We start from the raw sequence: 15420 nt of genomic DNA, 5'->3' as shown, positions 1-15420 counted from the left end.
GCATTACGTCCTTGTTACGGCTGAGGCTCGATCTGAACGGTTGGATCGACGGGTTGGTACGGCTGCAGCACGGTGTGGCGTTGCTCGCCAAGTACCCAGGCAAAGCCTGCGTACAGCATGCCCAGGCAGACCAGCGTGAAGAGAGCGACCAGCCACCAAGGCACGATGCGCACCAGGTGCCGACGCGTGTCGCGCAGTCCTTGCCAGTGCGGTGAAACCTCACGCGGCACGTCGCCGCGCAACTGGCGGATCTGCCGGTAGAGGCTGTCGCGTACCGCTTCGAGTTCGAGCATGCCGCGCGGCAGTACGCGGTACTTGCCCTCGAAGCCCAGCGACAGGCAGAGGTACATCAATTCCAGCATCGGCAAGTGCTTGACCGGATTACGCGAGAGGCGCTCGAGCAGCTGGAAGAATTTCTCGCCTCCGAAGGTCTCGTTGTGGAAGCCCGACAGCAGGCTCATCTGCGACCATTCGCTCTCGTTGCCCCAGGGCGTGGTGACCACCGCTTCGTCGATAACGGTACACAGCACGTAGCGCGCGGCCATGACTTGGCTGCTTTCGGCGCCATCGTGCAGGGCGCGGTGTTCGAATAGCTTGAGCTCGCTCGACAGGCGCTGATTAAGCGCGTGCAGGTCCTCGCCTTCGAAGCTGTGCTTGAGCCGCACCACTTCGGACAGCAGTGAGGAGGCCGCCGCCACTAGCGGGTTGAGGCTGATGTTGAAGGTTTCCGCCGGGCGCAGGCGGGCGGCGTAGATCATCCGCTCCTCCAGCTGCTCGAATTTGGGCGGCGCGCTGAAGTCGGTTAGCGGGCTGTGCGCCGGGGCGTCGCCGTGGCGATTGAGGATGACCGTCTTGTCGTCCTGTCCGTAGTCCATTTCTCTGATCATGTCGGTCAGTTCCTGATCGCCCAAAATTTCAGCTCAAGCCCGGTGAACTCACCGGACACGTGGAAGGCGAAGCCGCCGGAGCGCTCCAGTTGCGCCAGCTCCTCGGAGTTGAGCTCTAAGGCGAAGTAGGTTTTGCCGGAGTGGAACGGGATCTGCCGCGGGGCCACCGGCAGCGGTTTGACCTTGATCCCCGGCAGATGCAGGTTGACCAACTGGCGAATGCGCTCGACCGGGCCGACCTTGAGGTGTGCCGGCAGGCGTGTGCGCAATTCTTCTGAGTCGCACTGGGCGCTGGCGGCCAGCACGAACGAGGCGCTGCCGAGCAGTTTGTGGTCGTGCAGCGGCGAGACCTGGATGCCGTACTGGCGTTGCTGTAGCAGCAGTTCGATGGCGTGTTGCTCGAGCACCATCGACAGCACTTGGCGGATCGCATCCATCAGCTTGCGAAACGACAGCCCCTGGTCATTATGCAGGTAGCGGCCATCGAGGCGTGGGCGCTTGGTTTCGCTGGAGAAGGTCGCCAGTTCGCCGAGCAATCCCAGCAGCTCGCGATAGATCTGTTCGGGGTGGACCCGGTCGATGCCCAGGTAATGGCGCAGCACCGGCTCGTAGCGGTTGATCAGCTGCAGCATCATGAAGTCGCCAACCTCGGCACCGCCGACCTTGCCGGTGGCGCGGATGCGTTCGGCCAAGATGTCGCCGCGATGGCCGAGCATGCTGATCACTTCCTTCAGGCAGGACAGCAAATAGCTGGACGCCTGAAAGTCGATGAAGGTCGGGATGTATTCGGGATCGAGGCTGATCACGCCGTCCGGCGTGGTGTCGAGGATGTCGCAGAGTTTGAGCTTCACATAGGCTTGGTCGCTCTGCTGCTCGCCGAGCAGTAGGCGAAAGTCCGGTCGAGCGGTGCTGACCTGACTGCTGCTGGCGTCACCGGCGTTGGAATCGGCGACCTCCTCGTCGACGGCGGTGTAGCGCGCCAGCACGTCTTTCTGTTCCGCTCGACGGCTCTCGATATGGTTGCCGGTGACCAGAGGCAGCGCCAGATAGACCGGGGTATTGCTGGTATTGGGCGACACGTCCACGGCCAGCGGTTCACGTTCGGCGCCGATCTCGAACAGGCTGCCATCAGGAAGGAGGCCGCTGGCCTGGCTGAGTACCAGCTTGCCCATGTTGAGAAACTGACGGTCAATCTCCAGCCCGAAGAACCCCCAGGCGTAGTGGCCGAGTTTCTGCGTACGCAACTTGAGCTGCGCGTCGTAATGACGGTCGTTCTGCTGGAAGTGTTGCGGGCGCAGCAGCATACCCTCCTGCCAGACCACTCTGTTCAGGCTCATTGATCAGTTCCCTTCGCGAGTGGGTCGGCGGCCTGGATGCCGTGCTCGTCAAGCGTCAGCTCGATGCGGTTCTGCGTCTTATGCTGCAGCGGAATGACGAAACGCCAGCTGGACTCCGGCAGGTCGCGGTAGGCGGCCAGCACGCCGACATAACGGCTGTGCTCTTGCACGAACAGTTTGAGATCGCGCTGCTCGCCGGGGCGTAGTTCCAGCTCCTCCTGAATCACCAGGTCCGGTGACAGGACTTCCTTTGGCCGCTGGTAGAGCGAGAAGAAATCAGCGTTCTCAAAGGCCACCGGATGCGTGAGTTCGATCAGGCGTATCACGATGGGCGATGGGCGACCGTTGAGGTCGGGATTGAGCCGGTCGCTGCCCTGCAACGACAGGTCCAGCTTGGTCAGATGGGAATTGGGCGAGAGCGCCGAGCAGCCGGCGAGCGCGGCCAGCGCAGCAAGCACCGCAGCGGGGAAAAAGCGAGACATGGACATCATCCTTGAAGGTTGGTGTTGAGCGTGGCGATCAGGCGCACCTGCTCCTCGTAAGCCTGGACGAAGTCGCGTGTGAACAGCCGTTCGCTCCAGTCGTCGTCGCGCTGCATGGCTTGATGCAGTCGCCGGTATGCGCGCCAGCGTCCGCCGGACGTGGAAATCAGCGGTTTGTTGTCGCGTTCGAAGCGCAGCGCCAGTTGTTCCGGCGACAGCTGCTCGAACATGCCCTTGATGGCCGCCCGGCTGGCGGCCAGCATTGCCACCTGGTGCGCCTGCAGATCACGGTAGGCACGCGCTACGGCTTGCTCAGCCGGCAACTGGCCGGCCTTGCCGTTGCGCAGCAGAAGACTCAGCGCTTCGCCACTGTCGATGCTGTGCTTGAGCGGATTATTGCCGGCGCTCTGCACGGTGGTCAGTGACAGACGCAACTCGTTTTTCAGCTCGCCACGGGTGCGCAACGCCTGCTGCAGCCCGCCGACGCTTTGCTTGAGTAGACTCGCCGCTTTTAGAGCCAGCGCTTGGCGCGCCTGCTCGTCGAGATCGTCCAGGCTGACGCCTAGCGCCTCGCCGAATCGCGTCCAGAAGTCCGGCGGCAGGCGCTCGGGTTCGGGCGAGGCTTTGGGTTGGACAGCGGGTGTAAGCATCACCAGCTCGGGAATCTGCAGGTTTTCCTCATCGATCTGTGCGTAGTCACGCTGTTGCGCCTGGACTCGAGACGGGGCGAGCACGGCGGTCAGGTCGTCCAACTCGGCGTAGACGCGCTCTTGCTGGTCCAGCGCGGTCAGCGGGTCGAGATCGAGAAAGGCATCGTCGGGAATGATGCTGCCGGCCGGCTGCGGACGGCCGATGTCGCCTTCGAAGGAAGCCGGGTCCTGGATCAGCCGAGCACGGATTTCGAAGTCGCCCAGGCAGTAGACGCTGCCGTGCTCGATGCGCTGCGCCCGGCCCTTGTCCAGGCTGGCGCCGCTGTCCTTGAGCTGAATGCCGTTGCTGCTGGTGTCGGTGAGGAAGAATGCGCCGTCCCGGTAGCTCACCACGGCGTGGCGGCTGGACAGCACGCGCTTGCGGTCCGGAATGACCCAATCGCAATCCTCGGCGCGGCCAATGATGCCGCCGGCCTGCTTGAAGGTTTTGCTGCTGATGAGGCCCGGTACGAACTGCTGCGCACTGACCATATCGAAAACCAGTTCCATGGTTTTTTCTCCTTGGCGGGTCAGTTGCTGCGGGACGACGCCTGCGGATCACCCAGCGGGCGGTACTCGTCGTCGTTGAATTTGTAGTTGCCGGAACAGCCAGCAAGGGCGAGGGATGCAGCGAAAAAAACGAGGGCGCAATAGCGGGCTAGCACGCGATTTCCTCCTTGAAAGCGTGTGGGCGGACGGCCCCGCTAACGCAAATGGCGAGGCGGGACGCAGGCCGTGCATTAAAGTTCACCCACCTGCTCGCGTGGGTGAACGAGGTCACGAAAAAGGGCGGGGTTGGCTTGGAAACGAGAGCTATGACTAATAAGCGCTGCATCATCCACGCCGGACGTTTGTTCAGGTTGGTATCAGCGATCTAAAGGGCCTGGTTTCTTGAACTCATAGGTCGCTGGCGCTAACGCCCAGCCGCTCCATACGATAGAGCAGCGTACGGCGCGGCAGGCCCAGCTCGCGGGCTGCTTGGCTTTGGTTACCGCCGTTCTTACGCAGGGAATCGATCAGTAGGTTGCGTTCGACGCGCTCCAGCCGTTCGCGCAGGTTGAGGGTGCTGTCGAGCGCGTCTTCCACCGTGCGTAGGTTGAAATGCTCCGGCAGCAACTCCCCGCCGTCGCAAAGCAGCACGGCGCGCTCGACAAGCCCCTTGAGTTCGCGCACGTTGCCCGGGAAACCATAGCTGGCGAGCTGCTCCAGTGCGGCGTCCGACCAACGCACCGCATCGCGCTGCAGGAAGCCGCAGGCCTTCTCTGCGAAATGCCGGGCCAGACGCAGGATGTCCTGGTCGCGCTCGCGCAGGGGCGGCAGTTCGATGGGGAATAGCGAGAGTCGGTAATAAAGGTCCTCACGGAAGCGGCCCAGCTCGACGCGCTTGAGCAGATCCTGATGCGTTGCAGCGACGATGCGCACGTCGACCTTGTGGGTTTGAGTACTGCCCAGCGGTCGGACTTCGCCTTCCTGCAGGACCCGCAACAGCTTGGCCTGCAGGGTCAGCGGCATGTCGCCGATTTCATCGAGGAACAAGGTGCCGCCGTTGGCAGCATCGAACAGACCTTCGTGGTCGCGCTCGGCGCCGGTGAAGGCACCCTTGCGATAGCCGAACAGCTCGCTTTCAAGCAGATGCTCGGGCAGCGCCGCGCAGTTTTGCACGACGAACGCCTGACTGCGGCGTGCACCGCAATCATGGATGGCACGAGCAACCAACTCTTTGCCGGTACCGGTCTCGCCAGTGAGAAGCACACTGATCGGATTGTGCAGGACCTTCCCGATCAGCCTATAAACGGCGCGCATGCGCGGACTGTCGCCGATCAGTCCGTAGTCGCTGGCGCACGGTCGTGCTGTCGGGATTTGCGCGAGGGACGGCTGTGTCGCACCGTGCAAACGATGCAGCAGCTGCACTTGGCCAAGCGCGAAGCGGCCCAGGCTAGCGAGGCTTTGTGCCGCGTCAATGAGATCGCGGCCCACGGTATTCGCTGCCACCAGCAACCCGGCGGCATGGCCCTGCGCATCTTGCAAAGGCAAGCACAGCAGGCTGCGCCACGGCCGCGCTGACTCGGGTAGAAATCCGGTCTGGTGCAGGTTGGCGTCGAGCGTTTCGAGGCTCAGTGGACGATTCTGATTGAGGCAATATTGCAGTAGCTGCTCGCCATCGTAGTCGCTTGGCAGGCTCGCGGCCTCGTGCCGCTGGCGCTTGCCTTCGAACCATTCGGCCGACAGCATCAGGCGGGTATGGGTCGCATCGAGCAGATACAACTGGGCGAGCGGGCAGTCGGTCAACTGCGCCGCGATCTCAACCAGCCCATCCAGCCACTCGTCGGAATCGGACGTGCAGGACAGCTGAGCGAAGCGGCCCAGAAGCGCATCGGCGTCCAGCGAGGGTGGCGATTCGGCGAATACCGCCTTAAGCGAACTCACAGACGACCGTCCCATCACTGTCGAGGGTGGCGTGCACTTGCCTGAGCGTTTCGCCTCCGGCCATGGCATCGAGCAGGCGATCAACTACCTGTGGCTGCAGGTATTGGTCGATCAGATGGTCGATCAGGCGCGCGCCGCTGTCGCTGTGGGTGCAGCGCTCGGCCAGGTCGTCCACCAGTGCTTCGCAGTGGCTGAAGCGCAGTTGGCGACGGGCCAGGCGCTCGCCGAAGCGCGACAGCTTGAGCGCCACCAGTTCTCTGAGCAGCTCGCCTTGCACCGGGTAGTAGGGCACCACCCGCATGCGGGCGAGGAAAGCGGGTTTGAAGTGCTGGGTCAGGGCAGGGCGGATGGCCAGTTCCAGCTCTTCGGCCGCGGGCTGCTGGCCGCCCTGGCAGAGGTTGGCGATACGGTCGCTGGCCAGGTTGCTGGTCATCAGAATCAGGGTGTTGCGGAAGTTGATCTCTCGGCCCTCGCCGTCGTTGGCTACGCCCTTGTCGAAGATCTGGTAGAAAATGTTCATCACGTCCGGGTCGGCTTTCTCGACCTCGTCGAGCAGCACCACCGAGTGGGGTTTCTGCCGCACCGCCTCGGTCAGCATGCCGCCTTCGCCATAACCCACGTAGCCGGGTGGCGCACCGATCAGCCGGGATACGCTGTGCTTTTCCTGGAATTCCGACATGTTGATGGTGGTGAGGAAGCGCTCGCCGCCATACAGCAGGTCGGCCAGCGCCAGCGCGGTTTCGGTCTTGCCGACCCCGCTCGGCCCTACCAGTAGGAACACGCCAACCGGCGCGTCGGGCTTGTTGAGGCCGGCGGCGGTGGCGCGCATCGAGCGGTCCAGCGCCTCGATGGCCTGCTCCTGGCCGCGCACGCGACGGCGCAGGTCGTCGGCGAAGCTGAGTACCTTGCTGTTGTGCTCGCGCGCCAGTTGAGAAAGCGGCACGCCGGTCCAGTGGCTGATCACCTCGGCCACCAGGCGCGGGCAGACTTCGAAGCTCACCAGCCGTTCGGCGACCTGGGCGCCGGCGAGTTCGGTCTGGATATCACGCAGCTCGGCTTCGAGCTGTTCGAGATCGGGGCGCGCTTCTTCGTCGGTCTCGATTTCGGGATTCAGTCGAGCGGCAGCGCATTGCTTGCGCAACTCCAGCAGGCGCTCGGCGAGGCTGCGTTGAGCTGACCAGCGGGTCTCCAGCTGTTCGAGTTCGGCGCGGGCACTGGCCAGGCGGGTTTCCAGACGGTTCAGGCCATCGGTTTCGATCTGCAGACCGGCGTCGAGATCGCGGCGCAGGGCCAGCCCCTGACGCTCACCTTCGGCGATTTCGCCACGCAGACGTTCCAGCGCTTCCGGCGCGGCCGCCAGGCTGATACGTACCCGGGCGCAGGCGGTGTCGAGCACGTCCACCGCCTTGTCGGGCAACTGGCGCCCGGCGAGGTAACGGGCTGATAGCTCGGCGGCGGCGACCACGGCGTCGTCGCGCAGGTAGATACCGTGGCTCTTTTCGTAAACCGGCGCGAGGCCGCGGAGGATTGTCACCGCTTCGTCGACGGTGGGCTCGTGCAGCTGGACCGGCTGGAAGCGCCGTGCGAGGGCCGGATCCTTCTCGAAGTATTTTTTGTACTCGCTCCAGGTGGTGGCGGCGATGGTGCGCAGTTCGCCCCGCGCCAGGGCCGGCTTGAGCAAGTTGGCCGCATCGCCGCTGCCGGCTTGGCCACCAGCGCCGATCAGGGTGTGGGCCTCATCGATGAACAAGATGACCGGTTTCGGTGAGGCTTTGACCTCGTCGATCACTCCTTGCAGGCGACGTTCGAACTCACCCTTGACGCTCGCGCCTGCTTGCAACAGCCCGAGATCCAGGCACAGCAACTCGACGCCCTTGAGCGCTTCCGGTACTTCCCCTGCGGCGATGCGCAGAGCCAGTCCTTCGACGATGGCGGTCTTGCCGACGCCAGCTTCGCCGACCACGATCGGGTTGCTCTTGCGGCGACGGGCGAGGATATCGATCATCTGGCGGATCGCTGCGTCGCGGCACAGCACCGGGTCGAGTTTGCCGTCGCGCGCCTGCTGGGTGAAATTGTGAGTGAAGCGCGACAAGTTAGATTCGCCCGTCGGCGTCGCCTTGCCCGGAGCAGCCTGCGGCTGCTGCGCCAGGGCGAACTCGCGCAGGCGCTCGGCATTCAAACGTGCCAGTAGCGGCTGATAGTGGCTACCGGCGTAACGCATCGGGTTGCGCAGCAGCGCAAGGATCAGGGCGGCCTGGTCGATCTGGCTCTGGCCGAGTTCAAGGTTGCCCACCAGCAGGGCGTCTTGCAGCCACTGCACCAATTCTGCGGAAAACACCGGGTTGCGCGATTCGCTGTGTTCACCGCGCGGCTGCAGCGCCTGGGCCAGTGCGCCCGGTTCAATGTCGGCGTCCTGCAGAGCACGTGCGAGTAAGCCTTCGGGGCGTTCCAGCAGGCCCAGCAGCACATCTTCGACCAAGATCTTGCTACCGCCCCGCATCACGCAGCGTTCGGCTGCCACTTCCAGGTCGCGCTTGGTCTCGGAATCGAGGGCCTGGACCAATTGTTGGAGGTCTACATTAATCATTTCATCTTCCTTAATGAGTCTGGCTGCCTAGGGTGACCATGCCGTCGGCGCGTTCGCTGCCGAGCCAGCTGGTCCAGCCGAGGCGGCAGGGATTTTCGGCCCCGATGCGCAGGTCGCGGATTTCGTCCCGGCGCAGTTCCAGGCGGATGTCGTAGTCGAGCGGGTCACGCAGCGTGAAACGGACCAGCGCGCAGAGCGGCTGGTAACCGCTGCCCACGGGCAGGAATTCGTGGAAACGGTCCCAGCTCAGCTGACGGATATGGATACGAAACTTGCCGCCGCGATCACGTACCCGCTCGCCCAGCACCAGGCTTTCGCCGAGCTGGCTGTTGGCAAGACCGAGGCGATTCTGCTGCTCGGCGATGATCTCGACCTGACGCTCCAGGCACTGTTCGATGCGCAGGTCGGCGTGTTTGAAGTAATAACGCAGCACCGACTCGATCAGCGCCGCCGAATGCGCGCGCAGGCTGAGCAGGCCGAGGTAGGGCAGCAGGCGCTTCCAGTTCAGCTCCGAGGCGGCGCGGATCTGCTCGCCGCCCAGTCCGATCAGCGCGAACAGTTGCTCAGACAACGGGTCGCGCGCGCCGCTGGAGAAGCGCGCGTGGTAGCGATATTTCTGCCATATCGGCAGCATCAGGCGCTGCAGGCGATTGTTGAACAGATCGAGGAATTCGCGCGTCGGGTTGCCCTCGGGGCTGTCGCCCAATGCCTGGTCGGCATAGAAAGCGGGCAGCGGCGAGCCGGCACCGAACAGGCTGATCAGATTAATCCGCAGGCGTGCTCGCAACTCGCCGCGCTCTTCGAAGAACTCCACGCGATCGATGTCGCTGCCGGGAAAACCTAGGCTCGGGTTGGCCTGGAACTCCAGGTGTTCGTAGAGCGACTCTTCGTCCAGATCGGGGTGTGCAGTCTTCAGGCGGTCCATCACCAACAGTACACCCTGGAACAGGCTGTACTCGCGAATGCCCCGGCTGATCCGGTTTACAGCAGGGGCTGTTGCCCCATACGCGGCGTCCATTGGTACACCTCTCCCTGTGTGCTCCTGACGCGCAGCTCGTGGTACGAGTTGAGGCTGGCGTACAGCGCGAAGAATTCATTGAGTATCGAGGCGAAGAGGAACAGATCGCCCTCGCCGAGATAACCTTCGAGGTCCATTTCGAGTTCGGTACGTACGCCGCGTACCGGCAGCCCGCGATGCAGTCGATCAACATGTTGATGCCCGATCTGCTTGAGCCCACCGAGCCGGCGCTCACTGACCTTTTTCGCGTGCTGGTCATAATGGCGCGGCAAGTCGTAGGTCTCGAGGATCACCTTCAACGCCTCGACGTTGGCGAGCGACAGGTAGTTGAGCGACATGTTGCTGATCAGCTTCCAGAGGAAGTCCCGGTGTAACGGCGGCGCGTAGCTCGGCGTCACGGCGCTGATGTTGCGAAAGGTGAGGAACTCAGGCGTGTCTTCGCTGGGCATACAGATGTCACCCAGGCGCAACTGGTGCGGCAGGTTCTGGTTGGTGCAGGTCAGTTCGATGGACAGCGTCTCATGTTGATCGAGGTTGCGCAGGCCGAAGCTGAGGTAGGTCTCCAGACCATCGCCGAGCATCGAGGGTTGCTGGCGGACGCTGTAGTGTGGACGCGCCAGGGGTACGTCGAAACTGGGGTCGTGTTCGAACGATTCGAACGGGACGTACTCTTCGTAGCCCATGCCGCCGGGTTTCCAGCCGGTGACGCGATCGACCGAAAAAACACCACACTGGCTGCTGTCGAGTTCCGAAGGCAGCAGCAGATATTGGTCCTGTTTGCCATCGAGACGGATAGGGACGGCGTCGTGTTCGAACAGGTTGACTACCGGCGTGCAGTACAGGCGGACATTGTCCAGCGTCGGGCGAATGCGCTGAACGCCGGCCTTGTGGATGTCGAAGCGCAACTCGAAGCCCCGGGCCTGTTTGAGTAGTTCTTGCGGTAGGCGCTGTAGCGCGTCGAGGCCAGGTAGATCGACGAACAGGAATTTTTCCTGGAACGCGAAATATTCTTGCAGGTAGCGATACCCGCGAAAGGTATTGAGCGGGTAGGGAATAAGTGCCTGGTCTTCGGCAAAACCCACTGGCTGCAGCTTCGCTGGATCGAGCCGCAAGCCCGGCAGTGGGGCACCGAAATCGTCGGTGAATGGCTTGCCCTGAGCGTCCAACGCGACCAGCTGCACGCCGTTGAGGTGACGGAGCAGGCTCAAGTAGAGCATCTGGCTGATGTACCGTTCGCCGGCCAGATGCAGCCGCAGTTGCTTGAGATTCAATTCGCCGAGCTGGCTGCCGGCCGTCATCTGCAAGCGCAGGCTGAGTACCGCGCCGTCGCCTTTGACCGAGTAATCCAGCCCTTCGAGTGCCAGGGGCAATACTTCGGTGGCGTAGGCGGTGCGGAACCGGCAGGTCACGCCCTGGATCGGCTTGGACTCAACCGACGTGTTGCGCGGCACCATCAGCGCTGGGCCGGGCTGTTTGAGCGGATCGAACTGGAGCATGCTGAACGCCGGCAGCGGCCGCATGTAGTTCGGCCACAGCAGGTGCATCAGCGAATGGGTCAGCTCTGGCAGCTCATCATCGAGCTTTTGCCGCAGACGCCCGGTGAGAAAAGCGAAGCCTTCCAGCAGGCGCTCGACGTCCGGGTCGCGCCCGCTCTGTCCGAGGAACGGCGCCAGCGCCGGGCTGCGCTCGGCGAAGCGCTTGCCGAGATGGCGCAGGGCGGTGAGTTCGCTCTGGTAGTAGTGATTGAAAGACATGGCGACTTAGTCCTGTGTGGGAGAGGTCAGGACGAGCTGGGCGAAAGACCGGTCGCTTACGGGCGGCGTCTGCGTGCGTGATTCGAGTCGATAAGTTCTGAATGCGCTTTCAAAATGGGCGCCACGATGCTTGCCATCACTGGCGAGGAAGTACGCCGCGTCGTCGCGGGCCAGTTGCGAATAGCGACGACTGTTTTCCTTTGATGTGTCTGTAATGATCGTAAATGAGCTTACCGCGGCATACAGGGTCACCGCCGTCATTGCGGCTGTCACGATGAGTGGGTTCTCGCTGCCAAAAGCACAGCCGACACCGATGCAACCTTGCGCATGGATGGGATTGGCTGATAACAGTACGGCCAGCATAAGACCGGCAAGCAGATATTTCTTTGAGCGCATCATGTTGCAGTCATCCGTGATTTAGCTGTTGCCTTGAACCTTCACCCGTCCGCTGCCATCCAGGCTGGCGGAGAAGCCGACCGGGCGCTTGATGCCGTCCACTTCCAGCAGGCCGTCAATGGCGAAGGCGAGGCGCAGCAGATCTTGGTCGCGGGGCAGGGAAACCACCCTGACCTGGCTTAAACGGGGCTCGTACGCTTCGATGAAGCGTTCGATGGCGATACGCGCCTGTTGCAGCGAGTCGTGCAGCGACAGGCGCATATCGTTCAAATCGGGCAACCCATAGTCGGGCAACGTTTGCACGCTGCCCGCCCGGGTGCTGAGCATTTTGGCCAGATGGGCAGCCACCGAAGCCATTGCCGCAACTTCGCGGCTCCAGCCGGCACGCTTGTCGGCGTCCCCGCCGAGGCGTTCGAAAAGGCTGCCGTAGGCCATGGATGCTTATTCCTTGTCCAGCTTGCCAACCAGCGACAGGGTGAAATCGGCACCCATGTACTTGAAGTGCGGGCGCACGTTCAGGCTGACGCGGTACCAGCCCGGTTCGCCTTCCACATCGCTAACGACGACCTGCGCGGCACGTAGAGGACGGCGGCTGCGAACTTCGGAACTGGGGTTCTCCTGATCGGCCACGTACTGGCGAATCCACTTGTTCAGTTCCAGTTCCAGGTCGGTGCGTTCTTTCCATGCACCAATCTGCTCGCGCTGCAGCACTTTAAGGTAGTGCGCCAGGCGGTTGACGATGAACAGGTAGGGCAGCTGAGTGCCTAGCTTGTAGTTGAGCTCGGCGTTCTTGCCTTCCTCGCTGTTGCCGAAGAACTTCGGTTTTTGTGCGGAGTTAGCGGAGAAGAATGCGGCGTTGTCGCTGCCCTTGCGCATGGTCAAGGCGATGAAGCCTTCTTCGGCCAGTTCGTATTCACGACGGTCGGAAACCAGCACTTCGGTCGGGATCTTGGTTTCGATCTCGCCCATGCTCTCGAAGTAGTGCAGCGGCAGGTCTTCCACCGCACCGCCGCTCTGCGGGCCGATGATGTTCGGGCACCAACGGAACTTGGCGAAGCTGTCGGTCAGGCGGCTGGCGAAGGTGTAGGCGGTATTGCCCCACAGATAATGCTCGTGGCTGTTGGCCACGTTTTCCTTGTAGACGAAGGATTTGACTGGGTTGTCTTCGGGGTCATAGGGATTACGCAGCAGGAAGCGCGGGACGGCCAGGCCCACGTAGCGGGCATCTTCTTGCTCGCGGAAGCTCTGCCACTTGGCGAACTGCGGGCCTTCGAAGTGATCCTTCAGATCTTTCAGGTCCGGCAAGCCGGTGAAGCTTTCCAGCCCGAAGAACTTCGGGCCAGCAGCGGCGATGAAAGGCGCGTGAGACATGCTCGCGACCGAAGCCACGTACTGCATCGTCTTGACGTCCGGTGCGCTGGGGTCGAAGAAGTAGTTTGCGATCAGGGCGCCGACGGGCTGGCCGCCGAACTGGCCGTACTCGGCGGTGTAGATGTGCTTGTAGAGGCCGGACTGGACCACTTCCGGACTGTCTTCGAAATCTTCCAGCAGGTCCTGCTTGGACGCGTTGAGAATCTCAAGCTTGATGTTCTCGCGGAAATTGGTGCGATCGACCAGCAGTTTGAGACCGCGCCAGGACGATTCTAGGGCCTGGAATTGCTGATGGTGAAGGATCTCGTCCATCTGCCGGCTGAGCTTGGCATCGATTTCCGCGATCATGCGGTCAACCATGGCCTTCTTGACTGGCTCTTGTTCGTTCTGCGGCTTGAGCAGTTCTTCGATGAACGCGGAGACGCCGCGCTTGGCGATATCGTACGCCTCGTCGTCCGGGGTCAGTTTGGTTTCAGCGATGATGCGGTCGAGAATGCCGAGTTCGGCGAGGTTCTTGCCGCCTTCGACGGCTGTTGCACTAGTGTTCATTGTGTTGGCTTTCCTTGTCGGGAGATTCAGGCGTCCAGTTGTTCTTTCGCGGCGAGACCCAGCTCACCAAGTACGCGGTCGCGCGAGTCGTCGTCGGCGAGTACGCTTTCGATGGCCTTGCGGAAGGCCGGGGCGTTACCTAGCGGGCCTTTCAGGGCGACCAGTGCGTCGCGCAGTTCCATCAGCTTCTTCAGTTCTGGAACCTGCTCGACCAGATTGGCTGGGTTGAAGTCCTTCATCGAGTTGATGTTCAGCTGCACGGCCAGTTCTTCGTCGGTGGCTTCGTCCTGCAGGCGGTTGGGCACGGCGAAGGTCAGGTTCAGTTCCTGCTTGGCCAGTACTTCATCGAAGCTGTTTTTGTCGATGGCGATCGGCTTGCGGTCTTCGATCTTGCGATCGTCGGCGCGTTGGGTGAAATCACCGAGCACCATCAGCTTCAGTGGCAGCTCTAGTTCTTCCTGGGCGCCGCCGGTGGCGGGCTTGAAGGTGACATTGATGCGTTCTTTGGGCGCTACCGAGCCTTCTTTGGCCATGGGTCTTCTCCTTTACGTTTACGGCCCGGGGGCCTAATCGAGTACCACTTCGAGGTCGAGGTGGCACAGCCTGCGGTAAATCTCATCCTTGCTTTCACGCACGGCGTGGTTCTGAGGCAGCAGCTCACAGCAGTTATGCAGCAGACGCAGAACCTCGAGTGCGAGATTGGGTTCCCAGTCACCGAGCCCGGAGGCTTGCAGCGTCTGATCAAGGGATTCGAGCTGGGTCTTGGCCAAGTCGTATTTCTTGGCTTGAAAGCACAGCCGGGCCAGAGTCAGCTGCCAGAAGAAGCGCTCGCGTCCGCCGCGAGCCTGGTTGAGACCCGGCTTGAGGCTCTGTACGGCGCTTTTAAGGCCATCCTTGCGCAGCTGCGGAAGGATGTCCTGGAGAGCTTCCTCCCAAGCGGGGGGGGCGCCGGTCTGGCTAGTGAGCGATTCGCTCGGCGCTTGGGCGGGTTGCACGTGGGGCATCACCCTGGCGCTGATCCAGGCGCGAGTTTCCGCGTCGGCAAAGGGCGTGCCGTCATGGAAGCGCAGCTCGTCGAGACCCGGCATACGCTGCAGAAACAGCGCAAGCTGGATTTCAACCTCACGCATGGCCTGCTCGGCGTCGAGCTCATTCAGGCATTCCCAGGCTAGGCGCTGGCCATCGAGCCAGAAAGGTGCGCGAACGATACTGGCTTCTAAATCAGCCAGCAGATCGGCGTAGAGGCCCTGGGCGAAACGTTCGCGATAATTGGCCAACTTGTCTGCTGGGATGCCACGCAGAGTGGTGATTTGCTCAGCACTGCGCTCGGGCAGGCTGTCAATCTGCAGCCACAGTAGGGTGCGTGCCAGCCGAAGCGGTTTGAGGTCGGTTGCTTTTTGCTTCAGCCACCAGCTGCATAATGGTCGTGCCTGGTCCTGCAGGCAGCGCAAGCTTTTGTGCGCGTCCTTCTCATGTTCGACCGGAGTGGTTGCGGTTAAGACCTGTGCGGCGGCCTGTTTGACTTGGGCAATGGCCGCGCCGACGGGGCCTGGCTGTGGGTGGGCAATCCCGGCACGCTTGACCATGTCGTCGAGCCGCCGACAGAGCGGTAGAAGGAGGGGGGCCTGAACGCCTAAGTGGGACGCCAAGCTATTTTCAAGGCTCCGGAGCTCCAGTGCGATGTGCTCGAAAAGCGGTAGCTGCTCTCCCATGGGCACGTGATCGGCCAGCACATCCTCCATACGGGGTACTAGCCAGGTTATGGCTGCTGAGCGAGTGCGTGACTTGTGAGGATGGAGCTCATCCCAATGAGCGCTGCAAAGGTAGCTGAGCATGGTGACGCCGGCATGGAGTCCTGTGAACGAATCGCGCTGATACAGGCTCCACGTTAGCCATGCGGCTATCCGCAGATCTTTTGTCTGA

Annotated in this window: 14 protein-coding genes (1 of these 14 only partly in view); all 14 read right to left on the bottom strand. The window is 62.3% G+C overall.

All coding sequences use genetic code 11. The annotated features are described in order from the left end of the window. Positions 1 to 14 precede the first annotated feature (14 nt). Positions 15 to 887 (bottom strand): type IVB secretion system protein IcmH/DotU, encoded by an 873-nt coding sequence (gene icmH, locus GYM54_RS10115; protein ID WP_197445923.1) that lies wholly within the window; start codon positions 885 to 887, stop codon positions 15 to 17. Positions 888 to 892: 5 nt separating this feature from the next. Then, positions 893 to 2224, bottom strand: coding sequence for a type VI secretion system baseplate subunit TssK (gene tssK / locus GYM54_RS10110; protein ID WP_181104860.1), 1332 nt, complete (start codon positions 2222 to 2224; stop codon positions 893 to 895). Further along, positions 2221 to 2706: a type VI secretion system lipoprotein TssJ gene (gene tssJ, locus GYM54_RS10105; protein ID WP_181104852.1), complete on the bottom strand. Its 486-nt coding sequence runs from the start codon at positions 2704 to 2706 to the stop codon at positions 2221 to 2223. Before tssJ ends, tssK begins: the two co-directional genes overlap by 4 nt. 5 nt (positions 2707 to 2711) lie before the next feature. Further along, on the bottom strand, positions 2712 to 3905 hold the full coding sequence (gene tagH, locus GYM54_RS10100) for a type VI secretion system-associated FHA domain protein TagH (protein ID WP_181104850.1): 1194 nt from the start codon (positions 3903 to 3905) through the stop codon (positions 2712 to 2714). Positions 3906 to 3925: 20 nt separating this feature from the next. After that, on the bottom strand, positions 3926 to 4060 hold the full coding sequence (locus tag GYM54_RS10095) for a type VI secretion protein (RefSeq protein WP_181104848.1): 135 nt from the start codon (positions 4058 to 4060) through the stop codon (positions 3926 to 3928). 232 nt (positions 4061 to 4292) lie between these two features. After that, the gene (locus GYM54_RS10090; RefSeq protein ID WP_181104846.1) at positions 4293 to 5837 is read right to left on the bottom strand and encodes a sigma 54-interacting transcriptional regulator; all 1545 of its coding nucleotides are present in this window, start codon (positions 5835 to 5837) and stop codon (positions 4293 to 4295) included. Continuing rightward, on the bottom strand, positions 5809 to 8409 hold the full coding sequence (gene tssH / locus GYM54_RS10085) for a type VI secretion system ATPase TssH (protein WP_197445922.1): 2601 nt from the start codon (positions 8407 to 8409) through the stop codon (positions 5809 to 5811). Before tssH ends, GYM54_RS10090 begins: the two co-directional genes overlap by 29 nt. Before the next feature lie 10 nt (positions 8410 to 8419). Continuing rightward, the gene (gene tssG / locus GYM54_RS10080; RefSeq protein WP_181104842.1) at positions 8420 to 9427 is read right to left on the bottom strand and encodes a type VI secretion system baseplate subunit TssG; all 1008 of its coding nucleotides are present in this window, start codon (positions 9425 to 9427) and stop codon (positions 8420 to 8422) included. After that, a complete protein-coding gene (tssF, locus tag GYM54_RS10075) occupies positions 9391 to 11181 on the bottom strand; it encodes a type VI secretion system baseplate subunit TssF (RefSeq protein ID WP_181104839.1) in 1791 nt (596 codons plus the stop codon). Before tssF ends, tssG begins: the two co-directional genes overlap by 37 nt. A 6-nt stretch (positions 11182 to 11187) precedes the next feature. Further along, a complete protein-coding gene (locus tag GYM54_RS21730; protein ID WP_231752248.1) occupies positions 11188 to 11580 on the bottom strand; it encodes a DUF2388 domain-containing protein in 393 nt (130 codons plus the stop codon). An 18-nt stretch (positions 11581 to 11598) separates the two neighbouring features. After that, positions 11599 to 12012 carry a type VI secretion system baseplate subunit TssE gene (gene tssE / locus GYM54_RS10065; protein WP_181104832.1) on the bottom strand — a complete coding sequence of 138 codons (414 nt, stop codon included), beginning with the start codon at positions 12010 to 12012 and terminating at the stop codon, positions 11599 to 11601. Positions 12013 to 12018: 6 nt separating this feature from the next. Beyond that, positions 12019 to 13497 carry a type VI secretion system contractile sheath large subunit gene (tssC, locus tag GYM54_RS10060; protein ID WP_181104831.1) on the bottom strand — a complete coding sequence of 493 codons (1479 nt, stop codon included), beginning with the start codon at positions 13495 to 13497 and terminating at the stop codon, positions 12019 to 12021. 26 nt (positions 13498 to 13523) lie between these two features. Continuing rightward, on the bottom strand, positions 13524 to 14030 hold the full coding sequence (tssB, locus tag GYM54_RS10055) for a type VI secretion system contractile sheath small subunit (RefSeq protein ID WP_181104827.1): 507 nt from the start codon (positions 14028 to 14030) through the stop codon (positions 13524 to 13526). A gap of 33 nt (positions 14031 to 14063) precedes the next feature. After that, on the bottom strand, positions 14064 to 15420 hold the 3' portion of the coding sequence (tssA, locus tag GYM54_RS10050; protein WP_181104819.1) for a type VI secretion system protein TssA. It continues 206 nt past the right edge of the window; 1357 of the gene's 1563 nt are visible here — the last part of the coding sequence; its start codon lies beyond the right edge, outside the window; its stop codon occupies positions 14064 to 14066.

The sequence above is a fragment of the Pseudomonas sp. MTM4 genome (genome assembly GCF_019355055.1).
Classification (GTDB): Bacteria; Pseudomonadota; Gammaproteobacteria; order Pseudomonadales; family Pseudomonadaceae; genus Stutzerimonas.
Note: the sequence above shows the minus strand (reverse complement) of the source record. Positions and strands in the feature narration are given on the sequence as shown.